The sequence below is a fragment of the Kribbella sp. CWNU-51 genome, assembly GCF_054073265.1.
In genome coordinates, this window is record NZ_JBSXMZ010000007.1 from 70,859 (window position 1) to 86,276 (window position 15,418).

The following is a 15,418-nucleotide window of genomic DNA, read 5'->3' on the forward strand; positions in this document are numbered from 1 at the left end:
TCAGTCCTCCTTCTTCCGCTGGGACAGGGCGATCGCACCGACCAACGCAGCGAGCAGGAGCACCGAGAGCACCTCGAACGGCAGCACCCAGGTCTTGAAGATCGAGGTCCCGACCGCGGTCGGCGATCCGTCCGGCACGGCCCTGACCTTCTCGTTGCCGAAGGCAAGCACCACGCCGGTGCCCAGCAGGATCGCCAGCACCCCCGCGACCACCGCCGCGAACGGGCTGCGGCCGGTGGTCAGGCCGGGCAGCGGGTTCGTCGGCGCCTTGGTCAGCATCAGCGCGAAGAGCACGAGTACGACGATCGCGCCGACGTACACGAGGATCTGGACCAGCGCGACGAACTCGGCGTGCAACGCGCCGAAGCAGCCGGCGACGGCGCCGAGGGCAACGACCAGCCAGAGCGCGGCGTGCACGATCCGGCGCGAGGTGACGACGAAGACGGAAGCGACGAGTGCGACTGCTCCGGCGACGCTGAAGAGGGCAGTCGTCACGCCTCGTCCTCCGGCGCCGGAGTGACAGTGGGGCCGGGGTCGATCGGCTGCGGTGCGGGGACGGTCCACATCCAGTCGCGGAGGCGGTCCTTCTCGTGTGTGAGGTTGCGGATGTCGGTCTCGGCGTACTCGAACTCCGGCGACCAGAACAGCGCGTCGAACGGGCAGGCCTCGATGCAGATCCCGCAGTACATGCAGAGGCTGAAGTCGATCGCGAACCGGTCCAGCACGTTCCGGCTGCGCTCGCGGGCCTGCTCACCAACCGACGGCGCGGTCTCGGTGTGCGAGTCGATGTAGATGCACCAGCTCGGGCACTCCCGGGCGCAGAGCATGCAGGACGTGCAGTTCTCCTCGAGCAGCGCGATCACGCCCCGGCTGCGCGGCGGCAGCTCCGGCTGGACGTCGGGGTACTGCTCGGTGACGGACCGGCGAGCCAGCGTCTTCGCGGTGACCTTCAGCCCCTCGATCAACCCCTTGCCAGGGACACCCACCTTCCACCTCCCGTCGGTAACCCGCTGCTAGCAGGACACTAGTCCGTTCCGGCCCGTTCCGGTGCCACCCACCTCAGAGTTCCCGCTCGAGCCGGGCAGCAACCTGGCGGTAGCGGCTGACCGGTATCAGATGAACGCCGTCGAACGCCCCGGAGTCACGGATCTTCAGAATCTGCTCACAGGCATGGTCGACGCCGGCGTCGCGATCCCGCTCGACGGCGTCGATCAGAGCCTCCGGGATCGAGAGCTGGGGCAGGGCCGCCAGGTTGTGGGCCATCTTCGCGCTCGCGAGCACCATCACCCCGGCGTACACGGGGATGTCGAGTACGACGCTGTCCCGCCAGCGCAGCAGTTCGTCCAGGTCGTAGCTGACCTGCACGTACAGGAAGTCCGCCTCCGCCTTCCACCCCGGCACCGACCGCAGCCGCGTTGCCGCGCCGACCTGGAACGGACTGCAGCCCGGGTACGACGTCGCACGCGCCTGCTCGATCATCGTCCGGACCGTCAGCTGGCTGGTCCGCGCACCCTCGGCCGGGTCATCGCCGTGCACGAACAGGAACTGCTCCACGCCGTACGCCGCCGCCGTCAGGAGATCTCGTCGGAAGCCCAGGAGGTTGCGATCCCGGGAGTTCAGGCAGGCGATGCCGCGCGACCCCATCGCCTGGACCTCGTTCGCCACTGCGACACTCGACTCGGTCGCCCGGCCGATGTGGTTGTCCGGGATCAGAAAGGCATCCGCGATCGGGCTCATCACCCCGATCTGATGCCGCACCTTCTTCAGATCCGGCCGCGTCGGCGGCTCCACCTCACACACCAGCTCGAATCCCGGCACATCCGAGACCCTACTGAATCCGGCGGCGCGCCCAGTCGGGATTCCACATCGCGGCGGCGCCCTTACCTTGGTGACATGGGCAGCCGTGAAGCGGTGTCGGGCGCGGTGTTCGGCGCGTTCGCGATGGTTGTCGTCAGCATCGCCTTCGCCTGGTTCACCAGCGGCCCCGACCACCAGGACTGGAGCCACTCCGCCATCGCCCTGGCCCCCTTCGCAGCCCTCTTCGGCGCCGCGGCCGGCGCCGTCGGTGGGTTGTTGCTCCGCGTGACCCGCCCACCGGCGCGGCGCTCGCCGTACACCACCCGCCGCGACCGCGAGAAGCGCAAGCACCGCTAGAGCAAAGCCCAAGAGGCGCGGTGTTGATCGGTGGGATTGCCGCGACCTCGGACAGGCAGTGGGGATCTCGGCCACGGCACAGCCTGTCCGAGGTCCCCAGATGGTGTCCCCGGTCCGGACGGTGGCAGCCAGCGAGTTCCTGTGTCAGGGCCCGAGGGTGTCGAGGCGGGATTGGAGGAAGTTCTGTTCGGCCTCGTTGGAGGTCAGGGCCAGGGCGGACGCGTAGGCGGCGCGGGACTCGTCGGGGCAGCCGAGTGACGCCAGCAGGTCCGCGCGGATGGCGTGGAAGAGGTAGTACGAGCCCAGGTCCAGGTCGTCGACAGCGGAAAGGGCCGCGGCGGGGCCGTGCACCTCGGCTACCGCGACGGCTCGGTTGAGGGCTACGACCGGCGTGGGCTCGAGGGTGAGCAGGTGGTCGTAGAGCTGGAGGATCTGACGCCAGTCGGTGTCGGCGGCCGTGGCTGCGTCGGAGTGGACGGCGTTGATGGCGGCCTGGAGTTGGTACGGACCAGGGTGGTTTCGGCGGAGGCAGCGGCGTACCAGGTCTTGGCCTTCGTCGATCAGCGCGCGGTCCCAGAGGTCGCGGTCCTGGTCGGAGAGGCGGATCAGCGAACCGTCGGGGGCGACCCGGGCCGGGCGGCGGGATTGCTGCAGGAGCATGAGGGCGAGCAGACCGACGGCCTCGGGCTCGTCGGGCATCAGCTCGACCAGGAGGCGACCGAGACGCAGCGCCTCGGTGCTCAGTTCGTCGCGGACGAGGCTGTCGCCGGACGAAGCGGCGTACCCCTCGTTGAAGATCAGGTAGACGACGGCGAGTACGCCGCGGACGCGCTCGGGCAGATCGGCTTCGTACGGGACGCGGTACGGGATGCCGGCCGCGCGGATCTTCGCCTTGGCGCGGACCAGGCGCTGCGCCATGGTCGGCTCCGGGACCAGGAACGCGTGGGCGATCTCGGCGGTCGTCAGCCCACCGAGCATCCGCAGGGTGAGCGCGACGCGGACGTTCAGGGCCAGCGCCGGGTGGCAGCACGTGAAGATCAGCCGGAGGCGGTCGTCGTGCACGGCGCCCTCCTCCACTGGTTCGTCCTGGGCATGCAACAGCGCCGCCTCGGCCTGCTTGTCTGCGCGCGCCGACTCCCGCCGCAGCCGGTCGATCGCCCGGTTCCGCGCGGTCGTGATGATCCACCCCGCCGGGCTGGGCGGTACGCCGCTCTCCGGCCACTTCTCCACCGCCGCCGCGAACGCTTCCTGCACCGCGTCCTCGGCGATCTCGAGGTCCCCGAACACCCGGGCAAGCACAGCCACCGCCCGCCCGTGCTCAGCCCGAAACACCCCGGCGATGTCAGGAGTCACGACTGAAACGGCCTCACCTCGACCGACAGCGGACTCAGCACCTCGGCCAGCCGCCGAGCCCAGCCCAGCGCCGCATCAAGGTCGTCGACGTTGATGACCGTGAACCCGCCGAGGTGTTCCTTTCCCTCGGTGAACGGCCCATCAGTCACCAGCACCTCCCCCTGCGACGCCTTCAACACCGTCGCCGTCTCCGGCGGATGCAACCCGGCCGCGAACACCCAGACCCCCGCCGCCTGCATCTCCTCGTTCAGAGCCTGCAGCTCCCGCAGGATCGGCCCCAGCACCTCAGGCCCAGGCGGCGGCCCATCCGGCTGGTAAATGCTGAGCAGGTACTGATTCATCCCAACCTCCTGGTGTGTGCTGTCACCACCTACACGAACGCCCTCGGCCCAGATCGACACCCGCCCAACACACTCCACAAAGAACTGAAATGGCAAGTACCGGCGCCAGCCAGTGGTGGGAGTCCAGTCACCGTCAGCGGAGACCCGTCCACACGATCCGGTCGGCGAATCCGCCCCGCTCGCCGGCCTTGTCCTCGCGCACTCGCTCGAGTTGAGCCTCGTCGATCCCCAGCTTGGCGTCCGTACTCATCTCTTCCTCCGCACCGTCAAGGATCGTTCGGCCACCAGGAGACCTCCCGACGCCTGCTGATGACCATGATGCAGGACGCTGCGGGGACGGCGCGGGGTAGGAGAAAGGTGCACCGCGGTTTCGAGGAAGCGAGTAGCCTCCGCGGGATGCGACCGAAGGTCTCGGCTGTGAGGTGGTTGGACGACGGCTCGCCCGCGGCGATCGCCGAGGCGCTGAGGCAGGTCGCGCCCTCGCTCGGCGATTACCCGATCGCGGTTCGCGAATCGGCGGGCGAGGATGACCCGTTGTGGTGGTTGGCGACCGCGGCCGTCGGCGAGCGGTTCGTTGCGAAGTTCGCGTGGTCACGTCCCGCCGCGCTCCGGCTGGCGCATGAGATCGCCCTCTTGGACGCATTGGCGCGCGAGCCGGCGGTTCCGTTCCTGCCGGAGGTGGTTGCGAGCAGCACCGATCCACTGCTGCTGGTGACCAGGCTGGTCCCGGGTGAGGCGCTGTTCGACGTCGTGGACGCGCTCGATCGCGACCAGGTGGGTCGGCAGCTCGCCCCCGACCACCTCCGCGTGGTCGTCGATTTCGAGACCGCCGACCGACCCGAGTGATGAGTTGTCGCGCCCGCACCCGTCATACCTACGACGGGACACGACGAGCGGGAAGGATGACTTGATGAGTGCAGACACATGGCTGGAGGAGCTGGGCGTGAGCGGTCTGGGCGGGACTGGTCTGGGCGGGAGTGGTCTGGGCGAGGTCGACGAGCCGGCGTTCTCGGGGCTGGTGGAGCGGCACCGGCGGGAGCTGCACGTGCACTGCTACCGGATGCTCGGGTCGTTCGAGGACGCCGAGGACACCGTGCAGGAGACGTTCCTCCGTGCCTGGCGGCGGCGGGGGACCTTCCAGGGGCGGTCGACGTTCCGGGCCTGGCTGTACCGGATCGCCACCAACGCCTGCCTCGACCTGCTCGCCAAGTGCCGCCCGGAGCCCGCGACCGGCGGCGAGGTGCTGTGGCTGCAGCCCTACCCGGACCGGCTGCTCGACGAACTTCCCGCGGGCGACGCGGACGAGCCGGAGACCCTCGCCGTCGCGCGGGAGACGATCGAGCTGGCCTACCTGGCCGCAGTCCAGCACCTCGCGCCGCGCCCGCGGGCCGTGCTGATCCTGCGGGACGTGCTCGGCTGGCCGGCCAAGGACGTCGCGGAACTCCTCGGGGACTCCGTCAACTCCGTGAACAGCGCGCTGCAGCGGGCCCGCGCCGGTCTGCGGGAGCACCTGCCCGCCGAGCGGCAGGACTGGACCGGCGGCGAGGAGGACGCCGGGACACGCGAGCTGGTACGCCGCTATACCGACGCCAGCGTGGCCACGGACATCGACAGGATCGCCGTACTGCTGCGGGACGACGTCCGCTGCTCGATGCCGCCCACGCCTGGCCTGTACGTCGGCCGCGACGCGGTCGTGAACGACTGGGTCGAGAGCGGCTTCGAGGGTATGAAGCACCTGCGCGCCGTCCTCACCTCCGTGAACCGGCAGCCCGCCGTCGCCTTCTACCTCTGGCAGGAGCCCGACGGCGCGTACCTGCCGCTGACGATCGACGTCCTGCGTGTCACCGGCGGGGCGATCACCGAGATCGTCACGTTCCACGCCGACCAGTTCCCGCGACTCGGGCTGCCGGAGCGCCTGCCGGCGAACAGCACGGAGTAGTCCCGATGTGGACGCTCGCCAGTCACCGAATGATGGAGGAACAGCATGAATGACACCGGGGCTGTCGCCGGCCCGGCATCGGGCCAGACCAGCCACACCCACCGACTGCGCGGGCTCGCCGGTACCGGCTTGCTTGCCACGCTCGCAGCGATGGCGGCCACCACCCTCGCCGCTGCGCTTGCCCAGGCTGTTGGCGTCGACTTCGAGGTCTCCGATGGTGGCGAGACGATCCCGTTGTCCGGGATCGCCGTGGTGACCGGCTTCTTCTCGGTCGTGGGCGTCGTCATCGCCGTCGCTCTGCTTCGTTGGAGCGCTCGTCCCGCCCAGCGATTCGTGTGGACGGCAGTGTCGCTGACCGCGATCTCGTTCGTCCCACCCGTCCTCTCCGGGGCAAACACCGCCACCACCACCGCCCTCGTCGGGCTACACCTCGTCGCTGCGACGGTGATGATCCCCACCCTGGCACGGAGCCTCCGCACCCGGACCGATTGACGATCCCGCAACGGTGTCCTTTGCCAGTTGCCCGCGGGGCTTTCCTTAGAAGATGGTGACGCCGATGCCGGTGAGGGCGAGTTGGAGTAGTGCCACCGGCACCAGGACCTGCCAGGCGAGCTTCTGTAGCTGGTCGGCGCGCATCCGCGGGAACGAGACCCGCACCCAGATCACCACGACGGACACGAACGCCACCTTGACGATCGTCCAGATCCAGCCGATCGACTCCGGTCCCGGACCACTCCATCCGCCGAGGAACAGCACCGTGGTCAGACCCGCGAGTACGACGATCCCGGCGTACTCGGCGAGCAGGAACATCGCGAACCGCAGCCCGGTGTACTCCGTGTACGGACCGAAGATCACCTCGGAGTCCGCGACCGGCATGTCGAACGGCGGCCGCTGCAACTCCGCGAGCCCCGCGATGAAGAACACGACCATGCCTGGCAGCTGCCAGAGCAACCACCACGGGTTCCACGCGTGAGCGATGCCGGTCAGGCTGAGCGATCCGGCCGCGACCGCGACGCTCGCCGCGGAGAGTACGAACGGCAACTCGTAGCTCATCAGCTGCGCCGCGACCCGGAGCCCGCCGAGCAGGCTGTACTTGTTGCCGCTCCCCCAGCCCGCCATCAGCGAGCCGAGTACGCCGATGCTCATCACCGCGAGCACGAAGAACAGGCCCGAGTCGAGGTCCGCGCCGACGATGCCGGGCGCGAGCGGGATGGCGGCGAGCGCGGCCAGGTACGGCAGCAGGGCGACGATCGGCGCCAACTCGAAGACCCGGCGATCCGCGGCGGTCGGGACCACGCTCTCCTTCTGGACGAACTTCACGCCGTCCGCGACCAACTGCGCCCAGCCGTGGAACCCGCCGGCGTACATCGGGCCGAGCCGTGACTGCATGTGCGCCATCACCTTGTGCTCGGCCTGACCGACCAGCAAGGGCGCCACCAGGAAGGCGACCAGGACGCCCACCACCCGCACCACGAACTCCAGCATGACCGCACCCTATCGACTCCGACTTGACCTCAACCAGCGTTGAGGTCCAAGGGTGGGTCGCGTCAACCAGTTGAAGGAGACTCAAATGAACGAGCGAAGCGAGTTCATCATCCAGCACAGCCCATCTCGTGTCTCATCCGCGCCCGGAGCGAAGCGAGGACGTGGATGAGTACCGTTCTTGTCACCGGAGCTACCGGGCGCGTCGGCCGCCATGTGGTCGCGGGCCTGCGCGCGGCGGGCGTGACCGTGCGGGCCCTCGTGCGTACGCCGGACCTCGCCGGGCTGCCGCCGGACGTCGAACTCGTCCGCGGTGATCTCTACGACGAGGACGCCGTACGACGGGCTGCGGCCGACGTGGATGCGGCGTTCCTGCTGTGGCCGTCGTTCGACGCGTCCGGCGCGAAGGGCGTGGTCGGCCAGTTGCCGCGGCGAGTGGTGTACCTGTCCTCGCTCAACGCCTCGGAGGGCGGCGTGTGGGGCGAGGTCGAGCAGTTGCTACGGGACGCGGGCAAGGACTGGACGTTCGTGCGACCCGGCGGTTTCGCCGTGAACGCGCAGGCTTGGGCGCCGGAGTTCCGCACCAGCGACGTCATTCGGCTGCCCTACCCGGAGGCCGGTCGGTCGTTGATCCACGAGCGAGACATCGCGGCGGTCGCCGTACTCGCGCTGCTGGACGACCACCACATCGGCAAGACCTACGAGCTCACCGGGCCAGAGGTCCTGACCCAAGCCGAACAGGTCGAGACCATCGCACGCGCGGTCGGCAAGACGATGCGCATCGAAGGTCTCACCGGCGACGAGGCCCGCCAGGCCATGCTCGACCAAGGCACCCCCGCCGCCATCGCCAACAGCGCCGTCACCTACTGGTCCACCCTCGTCGACAACCCCGAGCCCGTCACCACCACGGTCACCCAACTCACGGGCCGCCCCGCGCTGACCTTCGCCACCTGGGCCGACGAACACGCCGACGAGTTCCGCATCCTCTCCACCACCGAGGTCGCCGACCGCTACGTCAACGCCCTCTCCACCGGCCGGGTCGACGCGGCCCTGGCCCTGTCGGCTCCCGAGGTCGTCCGCGTAGCTCCCCTCGAGACCGGCGGCGAAGAGATCGAGCGCAAAGGCGCGGAAGCCATCCTCGAGAACACCCGCCGCCTCAACGCCGACATCGAGTACCTGGGCGTCCAGCTCCTCGGCCCTCTCATCCTCGACGACCGCTTCGCCATCCGCTTCACCTTCGACCAACTCAACGTCCGCACCGGCACCCGCAGCCGCACCACCAAACTGTCCCTCTGCACCGTCGACTCCGGCCGAATCACCCGCGAGGAAGTCTTCTACTTCACCCCACCTCACTCCTGATATCATTTGATATCGACCGAGGAGGTGACGCCATGAGCGACATACTGATCCGCGACGTTCCGGAGGACGTTATCGCCGTGATCGACCATCGGGCCAGCCATCTGGGCTTGTCACGGAATGAATACTTGCGACGGCAACTCAGCCAGGATGCCGGGCGTTCGGACGTTCCGGTAACCACTGCCGACATGCGCAGCTTCTCTGACATGTTCCGCGATCTGGGTGACCCAGACGTCATGGACCAGGCCTGGTCGTGACTCCTACCGGTGAAAGCCGGCGCTGGCTGGTCGACAAGTCCGCCTTGGTGCGGCTGAGCACCGCGCCGAGCGCCGACGAATGGGCCAACCGGATCAACCGCGGATTGGTACACATCACCACCGTCACATTGCTGGAGGTCGGCTTCTCCGCGCGGTCTGCGGAGGAACACCGGCGGGGCCTGCAGCACCCCTTGGTCTCGGCAATGCCGGTGGAGAGCATCACCCCCGCCATCGAGCGTCGGGCTCTCGCTGTCCAAGGACTCCTTGCTGCTGTCGGGCAACACCGAGCGCCTTCGGTGGCGGACCTGCTGATCGCCGCCATCGCAGAGGAGGCCGACTTGATCATCTTGCACCTGGACAAAGACTTCGAGCTGATCGCCGACCTGACCGGCCAGCCGCTGGAGCGCCTCGACCAGACCTGACCTCAATCCTGAGGTGGTGGGTCCGTCTGTTGGCGGGTACGGCGTTCTGCTCCGGCTCGGCGTGGTCGGGCCGGGGTGGCGGCTGCCTGGGCCGGTGCCAAGGGGTCCGGGTCGGGGGAGCCGGGTGGTCGGGGGCCCCAGGTTTCGGGGTCGGGGACGCCGGGTGGGAGGGTGCGGCGGCGGCTGGGGGCGCCGGCGGGGGCGTGGTCGGATTCGCCGGGTTCTTTGGCGCCGGGCCAGGGCTTGGCGACGCGAGAGGCGAGGATGAACTCCTTGCGGAGCGGGTTGCCCTCGAAGCCGTCGGGGAGCAGCAGCGGGATCAGGTTGGGGTGGTCTTCGAAGGTGATGCCGAACATCTCGAACGTCTCGCGCTCGTGCCAGTTCGCACCGGCGTACACCTCGGAGAGCGTCGCCAGCACCGGCTTGTCGCGCGGGATCAGCGTGCGGACCAGCACGTGCTCGACATGCGAGCCGCCCCAGAAGTCCGCGAGATGCGACACCACCCGGAACCCGTCGGTCAGCTCGTCCGCAGCACTCAGGAAGTCGAAGAACGTGAACCCGACCGCGTCCCGCAACACCTCGTGCGCAGCCACCCATGACTCCGCGGGTACGTCGATCGTCACCGGCCCGAAGCTGTCCGCAACAGTCGCGGCGATCCCGGCGCTGGTCAGCGCATCCAGAGCGTCGTGGCTCAAGGCGTCACCAGGCCGCGGGTCAGCGCCGCGGCGGACGGTTCGTCGTACCGGCTCGGCATGTTCTCGCCGGCGATCTTCTCCTGCAGCTTGAGGATCCCCTGCAGCAACGCCTCCGGCCGCGGCGGGCAGCCGGGCACGTACACGTCGACCGGGATGATCTGGTCGACGCCCTTGGTCACGCAGTACGAGTCCCAGTACGGGCCGCCCGAGTTCGAGCAGGAGCCGAACGAGATCACGTACTTCGGCTCCGGCATCTGGTCGTAGAGCCGCTTGATCGCGGGCGCCATCTTGTCCGTCACGGTGCCCGACACCACCATCAGATCGGCCTGCCGCGGCCCGGGCGCGAACGGGATCACGCCCAGCCGGATGAAGTCGTGCCGGCCCATCGACGCCGCGATGAACTCGATCGCGCAGCAGGCCAGGCCGAAGTTGAACACCCAGAGCGAGTACTTGCGGCCCCAGTTCAGCAGGTACCGAACCGGCTCGGGCGCGAGCTTCGCCAGCGCACCGACAGCCGGCCGCACCGTCGGCATCCCCAGCTCGGTCTCGGACATATGGTCAGCCTAGTCCGACAATCTCCTCCGCGAGGATCTCCGGGTACTCCAGCGGCGCGTAGTGTCCGGCCCTGTCGACGAACCGCAGCCGGACATCGCTGAAGAAGTCGTCCAGCTGGTCCGACCACGCCCGCGGGAACAGCGGGTCGAACTCCGGCCACAGCACCACCGTCGGTACGGCGATCCGGTCGTACGACGCCGGCGCCGTCTCGGCCGCCGACGTCGCGACCGACCCCGCACCCGCCCGGTACCACTGGATCGACGCCGTGAACGCGCCCGGCGCCGAGTAGACCTCGACCAGGTGATCCAGCTCCGGCTCGAACCCCGGCCCGGACCAGTGGGTCCAGAAGTGCCGCAGATAGGACCGGACCGCATCCGGGTTGCCGTCGATCAGTTCCTCGATCACCGGCAGCCGGTGAAAGGCCTGGTACCAGAACTCCGCCTGGGCCTGCTCGGAGAACACCCGCTTCCCGATCCCCGGCAACGGCGGCGCGACCACCAGACCCTCGATCAGGTCGGGCCGGCTCCGGGCGATCCCCTGCGCGATCCGGCTGCCGACGTCGTACCCGGCGAGCACCGGACGGTCCAGGCCGAGCTCCTCGATCAGCCCGACCACGCTCCGACCCTGCGCGGCCACGCCGTACTGCGCAGGATCCAGCGACTGACTGTTCGACGCGCCGAATCCGCGCAGATCCGGGACCACCACCTCGAAGCCGCGCTCGGCCAGGATCGGCGCCAGCACCCGATAGTCGGTGCGGTCACCCGGCCAGCCATGCAGCAGGACCACCGCAGGACCGTCGCCGGTCCGGTCGTACGCCAGCCGGAATCCGTCCACCACGTTGCTCAGCATGTCTTCATTCTTGACCACCCGACGGACCGGGCTTACCGTGATTGAACAGGACTGAACAGGTCCATTCCGGTGGGGAGACACCATGGCTGACCGGCTCGAGGTGCAGGAGACCCGCGCGCTCTCGGTGGAGAGCAACGGGCTCAACGTGATCGCGGAGGCCGAACGGAAGGGCCGGCCGGCGCAGCTGTTCTGGCCGTGGTTCGCGGCGAATGTCTCCGTGCTCGGCATCAGCTACGGCGCGTTCACACTCGCATTCGGGATCTCGTTCTGGCAGGCGGTGATCGCCGGGCTGATCGGGATCGTCTTCTCGTTCCTGCTCTGCGGGCTGATCGCGCTGGCCGGCAAGCGCGGCTCGGCGCCGACGATGGTGCTCAGCCGGGCGGCGTTCGGTGTCCGCGGCAACAAACTCCCTTCGCTGGTTTCCTGGTTGCTGACCGTCGGCTGGGAGACCGTGCTGACGATCCTCGCGACACTGGCGACCGCGACCGTCTTCGAGCGTCTCGGCTGGGGCGGCGGCGACCTGACGAAGCTGGTCGCGCTGATCGTGGTCGGCGTACTGATCGTGGCCTGTGGCGTGCTCGGGTTCGACCTGATCATGCGGGCGCAGACCGTGATCACCGTGGTCACCGGCGTACTCACGGTCGTCTACATCATTCTGGTCGCCGACCAGATCCACTGGAGCACGGTGTCCGCGCTGCCGAGCGGTTCGAGCCAGCAGGTGATCGGGGCGCTGGTGTTCCTGATGACGGGCTTCGGGCTCGGCTGGGTGAACGCGGCCGCGGACTACTCCCGGTATCTTCCGCGCCGGTCGTCGAGCGCCGGCGTGGTCGGCTGGACGACGTTCGGTGGCGCGGTGGCCCCCGTCGTACTGCTGGTCTTCGGTCTGCTGCTGGCGGGCTCGTCGGCGGACCTGAGCAAGGCGATCTCGGAGGACCCGATCGGCGCGCTGGCGGAGGCCTTGCCGACCTGGTTCCTGGTGCCGTTCGTGATCGTCGCGGTGCTCGGTCTCGTCGGCGGCGCGGTGCTGGACATCTACTCGTCCGGCCTGGCTCTGCTGTCGCTCGGCCTGCCGGTGCCGCGGTACGTCGCGGCCTTCATCGACGGCCTGGTGATGATCGCCGGGACCATCTACGTGGTGTTCTACGGCGGTGAGTTCCTCGCCCAGTTCCAGGGCTTCCTGATCACGCTCGGCGTCCCGATCGCGGCCTGGTGCGGCATCATGCTCGCCGACATCGCGACCCGCCACCGCGACTACACCGACGACGACCTCTACACCCCCATCGGCCGGTACGGCGACATCCGGTGGCTGCCGGTGCTCACCATGATCGTTGCCACCGGCATCGGTTGGGGTCTGGTCACGAACACGTTCGCGTCCTGGCTGACCTGGCAAGGCTACCTGCTCGGCCCGTTCGGTCTCGGCGGCAAGACCGGCGACTGGGCCTTCGCCAACCTCGGTGTCCTGGTCGCGCTGGTGGCCGGCTTCGTCGTCCAGCGGTTCGCCGGGGCGTCCGCCGTACGTCAGCAGGAGACGATCGCCTGATGGTGCTCGCGCTCATCGACCTGCAGCGGATCTTCGCCGACCCGGACTCCGGCTGGGCCACGCCGGACTTCGACCGGGTGATCGAGCCGACCAAGGCGCTGATCGAGCTCTTCGGACCGAACGTCGTCTTCACCCGCTTCGTGGCCCCGGAGAAACCGGACGGTGCCTGGGTGCCGTACTACGAAGCGTTCCCGTTCGCCCTGCAGCCGCCGGACGCGGACGACTACCAGCTCGTCGACGAGTTCAAGGGCGCTCCAACGCTGGACAAGACCACGTTCAGCGCCTGGGGTCCCGAGCTGGCGGCCCGGTCGGACGGGCGGCTGGTCCTGGGTGGCGTGGCCACGGACTGCTGCGTGATCAGCACGGCTTTGGCCGCGGTCGACGCCGGCGTCCACGTGCAAGTAGTCGAAGAGGCGTGTGCCGGATCCACCGACGACAACCATCACAAGGCGATCGACATCATGCGGCTGTACGCACCGATGCTGGAGATCGTCAGCGTCGACCAGTTGCGATGATGCGCCGGATCACGTTGAAGCACGAGCGGGTGGCGGCGGTGCTGGCCCGGGAGATCCGGTCGGGCGTCGTACGGCGTGGTGCGCAACTGCCCGGGGAGGTCGAGCTGGCGCGGCGGTTCTCGGTCAGCCGGAACACGGTCCGGGCCGCGCTCGCCGTACTGGCCGAGGACGACCTGATCACCACGCGCACCGGCAAGGGGTCGTTCGTACTGTTCGACGGGCGGCCGCTGGACGGGCGGCTCGGCTGGACCCATGCGCTGTCCGAGCAAGGTGTGGAGACCCGGATGCGGACCGTGCGGATCGCGCTCGCGCAGGATCCCGACCTGGCCGACCGGGTCGGCCTCGGGTCCCCCGACGTGATCGTGATCGAGCGGGTCCGGCAACTCACCGACGGTACGGCGATCTCGCTCGAACGCAGCCGGATCCCGGCGCTGGACGCGCTGCGCGACCTGCCCGGACGCGGCCTGGACAACGGCTCGATCAGCACCACCCTGAACCGCGCCGGCCTCTACCTCGACCACTGTGAGCAACGACTCCGGGGTCGCCCACTAAGCCCCGGTGAAGCCGAGCTCCTCCGCCGTCCGGCGGGAGCCTGGTTCCTGCACACCACCCGCACCAGCTGGACCGCCGACGACCGCTTCGCCGAATACGCCGACGAACTCCTGGACCCCGACCACTACGAACTAAGCCTCTCCTACGGCACCTAGCTCGTGCCAATCTGACACCGCCCTGGGGGCGGTGGCAGTTCCTGTTGCCGTTGGCGGGCCGGTCCTGTCGTAACGCGCTGAGGTAATTGGCGGGCGGCGGGCGGCGATTCGGGCAGGAGTAGGGAGCTGGGACAAGATGTCGGGACCTGGGACAGGTCCTGAGGTGTCCCAAGCCCCGACCTGATGTCCGCGCCCCCGCCCGCCAAACGGCACCCCCGGACAGTGGAGCCGATATCCGAATGCGTGCCGGGTTGTCTGCTGGTGTCCGAGGAGAGAACCCCCCGAGCCGAGGCGTTGTCCGGGCTGTTGTGTGTCGTCTCGGTGGCTGCCCGATCGTGGCGGTGTCGACGCCACTGCTGCGGGGATCGGTGCGGGGGCGGACCTGAGACACTCACCAACCCCACCGTCAGCTCACCGCCGCCCCGGATCGGAGCGTGACCGGGGCAGGACCGCGTCTGCTTGGTGAGTGTGCCAGCACCGCGAACTCGAGCCCGAACCCTGGCCGAACCACCCCGATCCCGAGCGCGCTGACCACCGGTCGGTATCGGCCACAGCAGAGATCGACTTTGTGCACCAGATCCGTACGCGGAGGGCCGGCGCCGTACGGATCTGGTGCACCAAGTGACCGACCGAGCCGGCCAGGCGGGGTAGCCAGGCAGCCAGGCGGGGCAGCCGGGCGGGCTGTCGGGCGGCCGGGTGGCGGCGACCGGCGACCGGCGACCGGCGACCGGCGTAGTGGTGCCCGCTGGGTTGGGGCTGGTCCCCGGGGCACCCACGGAAACGACAGGAAAGCCGTTTGTGAGTGAGGTGAGCGTGGTCACACATGCACGGCACACCTCACCACGAGGCGGTCGTCGTGGGGTGGCAGCTCGCAGGTGTTGAGGCGGTAGCGCGGAAGGGCCGTCGGGTGGGGTGGGAGCCGCGTGGAGTGGGGCGTGGGTGGTTCACGGGCCGTCTAAGGCGGTTGTTGCTGCGGGCATAGGGATATGTGCCGATGTGGGGGTCCTCCTCAGGCGCGCACTGTCTTCTCATCGACAAGCTCTCGGAGGAGATCAGCATGTTCTTCCACTCGACCGACTCACTCCAGGCAGAGATCCGCTACCGGCAGGACCGTATCCGGCGCGATTTCCAGCGCCCGGCCTGGTTCCAGCGCCAGCCCAAGCCGCAGATTCCCGAGCCCTGCGCGCCCGAACTCCGTGCCCGTCCCGCGATGTGACCGCGCGAGCGCCCCCGCAGTCCCCCCACCCCGGGGG

General features: G+C 69.0%; 19 protein-coding genes and 1 pseudogene. 11 read left to right on the plus strand and 9 right to left on the minus strand.

Features of this window, described 5'->3' with window-relative positions:
* The 3 genes and pseudogenes from ACXC9Q_RS08675 to ACXC9Q_RS08685 all read right to left on the minus strand — a co-directional run bounded on the left by ACXC9Q_RS08675 (position 1) and on the right by ACXC9Q_RS08685 (position 1,818).
* Positions 1-495, minus strand: coding sequence for an NADH-quinone oxidoreductase subunit J family protein (locus ACXC9Q_RS08675; protein WP_457055968.1), 495 nt, complete (start codon positions 493-495; stop codon positions 1-3).
* Positions 496-635: 140 nt separating this feature from the next.
* Positions 636-863: pseudogene (locus tag ACXC9Q_RS08680) on the minus strand (4Fe-4S binding protein); the annotation flags it as partial.
* 196 nt (positions 864-1,059) lie between these two features.
* Positions 1,060-1,818, minus strand: a complete 759-nt coding sequence (locus ACXC9Q_RS08685) for a methylenetetrahydrofolate reductase (RefSeq protein ID WP_457055969.1) — start codon at positions 1,816-1,818, stop codon at positions 1,060-1,062.
* 75 nt (positions 1,819-1,893) lie between these two features.
* Between ACXC9Q_RS08685 and ACXC9Q_RS08690 the strand changes: the two genes are divergently transcribed.
* Positions 1,894-2,154: a hypothetical protein gene (locus tag ACXC9Q_RS08690; RefSeq protein WP_405069407.1), complete on the plus strand. Its 261-nt coding sequence runs from the start codon at positions 1,894-1,896 to the stop codon at positions 2,152-2,154.
* Between the two features lie 144 nt (positions 2,155-2,298).
* On the opposite strand, the gene ACXC9Q_RS08695 is transcribed toward ACXC9Q_RS08690, so the two are convergent.
* Both ACXC9Q_RS08695 and ACXC9Q_RS08700 read right to left on the minus strand, forming a co-directional pair.
* Complete coding sequence (locus ACXC9Q_RS08695) at positions 2,299-3,507, minus strand: RNA polymerase sigma factor (RefSeq protein WP_457055970.1); 1,209 nt, start codon at positions 3,505-3,507, stop codon at positions 2,299-2,301.
* On the minus strand, positions 3,504-3,848 hold the full coding sequence (locus ACXC9Q_RS08700; RefSeq protein ID WP_457055971.1) for a YciI family protein: 345 nt from the start codon (positions 3,846-3,848) through the stop codon (positions 3,504-3,506). The genes ACXC9Q_RS08695 and ACXC9Q_RS08700 overlap by 4 nt, the downstream gene beginning before the upstream one ends.
* A gap of 417 nt (positions 3,849-4,265) precedes the next feature.
* Here ACXC9Q_RS08700 and ACXC9Q_RS08705 point away from each other — a divergent pair, with 417 nt between their 5' ends.
* The 3 genes from ACXC9Q_RS08705 (at position 4,266) to ACXC9Q_RS08715 (ending at position 6,279) form a co-directional block, all read left to right on the plus strand.
* Positions 4,266-4,694, plus strand: a complete 429-nt coding sequence (locus ACXC9Q_RS08705; protein ID WP_457055972.1) for a phosphotransferase — start codon at positions 4,266-4,268, stop codon at positions 4,692-4,694.
* A gap of 64 nt (positions 4,695-4,758) precedes the next feature.
* Positions 4,759-5,787 (plus strand): RNA polymerase subunit sigma-70, encoded by a 1,029-nt coding sequence (locus tag ACXC9Q_RS08710; protein ID WP_457055973.1) that lies wholly within the window; start codon positions 4,759-4,761, stop codon positions 5,785-5,787.
* Positions 5,788-5,832: 45 nt separating this feature from the next.
* Positions 5,833-6,279: a DUF6069 family protein gene (locus tag ACXC9Q_RS08715; RefSeq protein WP_457055974.1), complete on the plus strand. Its 447-nt coding sequence runs from the start codon at positions 5,833-5,835 to the stop codon at positions 6,277-6,279.
* Positions 6,280-6,324: 45 nt separating this feature from the next.
* Here ACXC9Q_RS08715 and ACXC9Q_RS08720 read toward each other — a convergent pair whose 3' ends face one another.
* Complete coding sequence (locus tag ACXC9Q_RS08720) at positions 6,325-7,272, minus strand: complex I subunit 1/NuoH family protein (protein WP_457055975.1); 948 nt, start codon at positions 7,270-7,272, stop codon at positions 6,325-6,327.
* A 165-nt stretch (positions 7,273-7,437) separates the two neighbouring features.
* Here ACXC9Q_RS08720 and ACXC9Q_RS08725 point away from each other — a divergent pair, with 165 nt between their 5' ends.
* The 3 genes from ACXC9Q_RS08725 to ACXC9Q_RS08735 are packed head-to-tail and all read left to right on the plus strand — an operon-like array spanning position 7,438 to position 9,304.
* Positions 7,438-8,628, plus strand: a complete 1,191-nt coding sequence (locus tag ACXC9Q_RS08725) for an NmrA family NAD(P)-binding protein (protein ID WP_457055976.1) — start codon at positions 7,438-7,440, stop codon at positions 8,626-8,628.
* 32 nt (positions 8,629-8,660) lie between these two features.
* Positions 8,661-8,882 (plus strand): type II toxin-antitoxin system VapB family antitoxin, encoded by a 222-nt coding sequence (gene vapB, locus ACXC9Q_RS08730; RefSeq protein ID WP_457055977.1) that lies wholly within the window; start codon positions 8,661-8,663, stop codon positions 8,880-8,882.
* The gene (locus ACXC9Q_RS08735) at positions 8,879-9,304 is read left to right on the plus strand and encodes a PIN domain-containing protein (RefSeq protein ID WP_457055978.1); all 426 of its coding nucleotides are present in this window, start codon (positions 8,879-8,881) and stop codon (positions 9,302-9,304) included. Before vapB ends, ACXC9Q_RS08735 begins: the two co-directional genes overlap by 4 nt.
* A 2-nt stretch (positions 9,305-9,306) precedes the next feature.
* Here ACXC9Q_RS08735 and ACXC9Q_RS08740 read toward each other — a convergent pair whose 3' ends face one another.
* From ACXC9Q_RS08740 to ACXC9Q_RS08750, 3 genes are read right to left on the minus strand one after another with little or no spacing between them, the layout of a single operon-like run.
* A complete protein-coding gene (locus ACXC9Q_RS08740) occupies positions 9,307-9,999 on the minus strand; it encodes an NADH-quinone oxidoreductase subunit C (protein WP_457055979.1) in 693 nt (230 codons plus the stop codon).
* Positions 9,996-10,553, minus strand: a complete 558-nt coding sequence (locus ACXC9Q_RS08745) for an NADH-quinone oxidoreductase subunit B (RefSeq protein WP_328525995.1) — start codon at positions 10,551-10,553, stop codon at positions 9,996-9,998. The genes ACXC9Q_RS08740 and ACXC9Q_RS08745 overlap by 4 nt, the downstream gene beginning before the upstream one ends.
* Positions 10,554-10,557: 4 nt before the next feature.
* Entirely contained in the window at positions 10,558-11,403 is an 846-nt protein-coding gene (locus ACXC9Q_RS08750) for an alpha/beta fold hydrolase (RefSeq protein ID WP_457055980.1), read from the minus strand.
* A gap of 82 nt (positions 11,404-11,485) precedes the next feature.
* Here ACXC9Q_RS08750 and ACXC9Q_RS08755 point away from each other — a divergent pair, with 82 nt between their 5' ends.
* From ACXC9Q_RS08755 to ACXC9Q_RS08770, 4 genes are all read left to right on the plus strand, one after another.
* Positions 11,486-12,943, plus strand: coding sequence for a purine-cytosine permease family protein (locus ACXC9Q_RS08755; RefSeq protein ID WP_457055981.1), 1,458 nt, complete (start codon positions 11,486-11,488; stop codon positions 12,941-12,943).
* Positions 12,943-13,458 carry a cysteine hydrolase family protein gene (locus ACXC9Q_RS08760; RefSeq protein ID WP_457055982.1) on the plus strand — a complete coding sequence of 172 codons (516 nt, stop codon included), beginning with the start codon at positions 12,943-12,945 and terminating at the stop codon, positions 13,456-13,458. The genes ACXC9Q_RS08755 and ACXC9Q_RS08760 overlap by 1 nt, the downstream gene beginning before the upstream one ends.
* Positions 13,455-14,165: a GntR family transcriptional regulator gene (locus ACXC9Q_RS08765; protein ID WP_457055983.1), complete on the plus strand. Its 711-nt coding sequence runs from the start codon at positions 13,455-13,457 to the stop codon at positions 14,163-14,165. Before ACXC9Q_RS08760 ends, ACXC9Q_RS08765 begins: the two co-directional genes overlap by 4 nt.
* Before the next feature lie 1,057 nt (positions 14,166-15,222).
* Entirely contained in the window at positions 15,223-15,381 is a 159-nt protein-coding gene (locus tag ACXC9Q_RS08770; RefSeq protein ID WP_457055984.1) for a hypothetical protein, read from the plus strand.
* The last annotated feature ends 37 nt before the right edge of the window (positions 15,382-15,418 follow it).

Bases quoted from the DNA above. Each gene is read 5' to 3' on its own strand.
- ACXC9Q_RS08750 (WP_457055980.1), bottom strand. From the start codon at position 11,403: ATGCTGAGCAACGTGGTGGACGGATTCCGGCTGGCGTACGACCGGACC.
- ACXC9Q_RS08715 (WP_457055974.1), top strand. From the start codon at position 5,833: ATGAATGACACCGGGGCTGTCGCCGGCCCGGCATCGGGCCAGACCAGC.
- vapB (WP_457055977.1), top strand. From the start codon at position 8,661: ATGAGCGACATACTGATCCGCGACGTTCCGGAGGACGTTATCGCCGTG.
- ACXC9Q_RS08770 (WP_457055984.1), top strand. From the start codon at position 15,223: ATGTTCTTCCACTCGACCGACTCACTCCAGGCAGAGATCCGCTACCGG.
- ACXC9Q_RS08755 (WP_457055981.1), top strand. From the start codon at position 11,486: ATGGCTGACCGGCTCGAGGTGCAGGAGACCCGCGCGCTCTCGGTGGAG.
- ACXC9Q_RS08760 (WP_457055982.1), top strand. From the start codon at position 12,943: ATGGTGCTCGCGCTCATCGACCTGCAGCGGATCTTCGCCGACCCGGAC.
- ACXC9Q_RS08745 (WP_328525995.1), bottom strand. From the start codon at position 10,553: ATGTCCGAGACCGAGCTGGGGATGCCGACGGTGCGGCCGGCTGTCGGT.
- ACXC9Q_RS08725 (WP_457055976.1), top strand. From the start codon at position 7,438: ATGAGTACCGTTCTTGTCACCGGAGCTACCGGGCGCGTCGGCCGCCAT.
- ACXC9Q_RS08765 (WP_457055983.1), top strand. From the start codon at position 13,455: ATGATGCGCCGGATCACGTTGAAGCACGAGCGGGTGGCGGCGGTGCTG.
- ACXC9Q_RS08720 (WP_457055975.1), bottom strand. From the start codon at position 7,272: ATGCTGGAGTTCGTGGTGCGGGTGGTGGGCGTCCTGGTCGCCTTCCTG.
- ACXC9Q_RS08690 (WP_405069407.1), top strand. From the start codon at position 1,894: ATGGGCAGCCGTGAAGCGGTGTCGGGCGCGGTGTTCGGCGCGTTCGCG.
- ACXC9Q_RS08710 (WP_457055973.1), top strand. From the start codon at position 4,759: ATGAGTGCAGACACATGGCTGGAGGAGCTGGGCGTGAGCGGTCTGGGC.
- ACXC9Q_RS08700 (WP_457055971.1), bottom strand. From the start codon at position 3,848: ATGAATCAGTACCTGCTCAGCATTTACCAGCCGGATGGGCCGCCGCCT.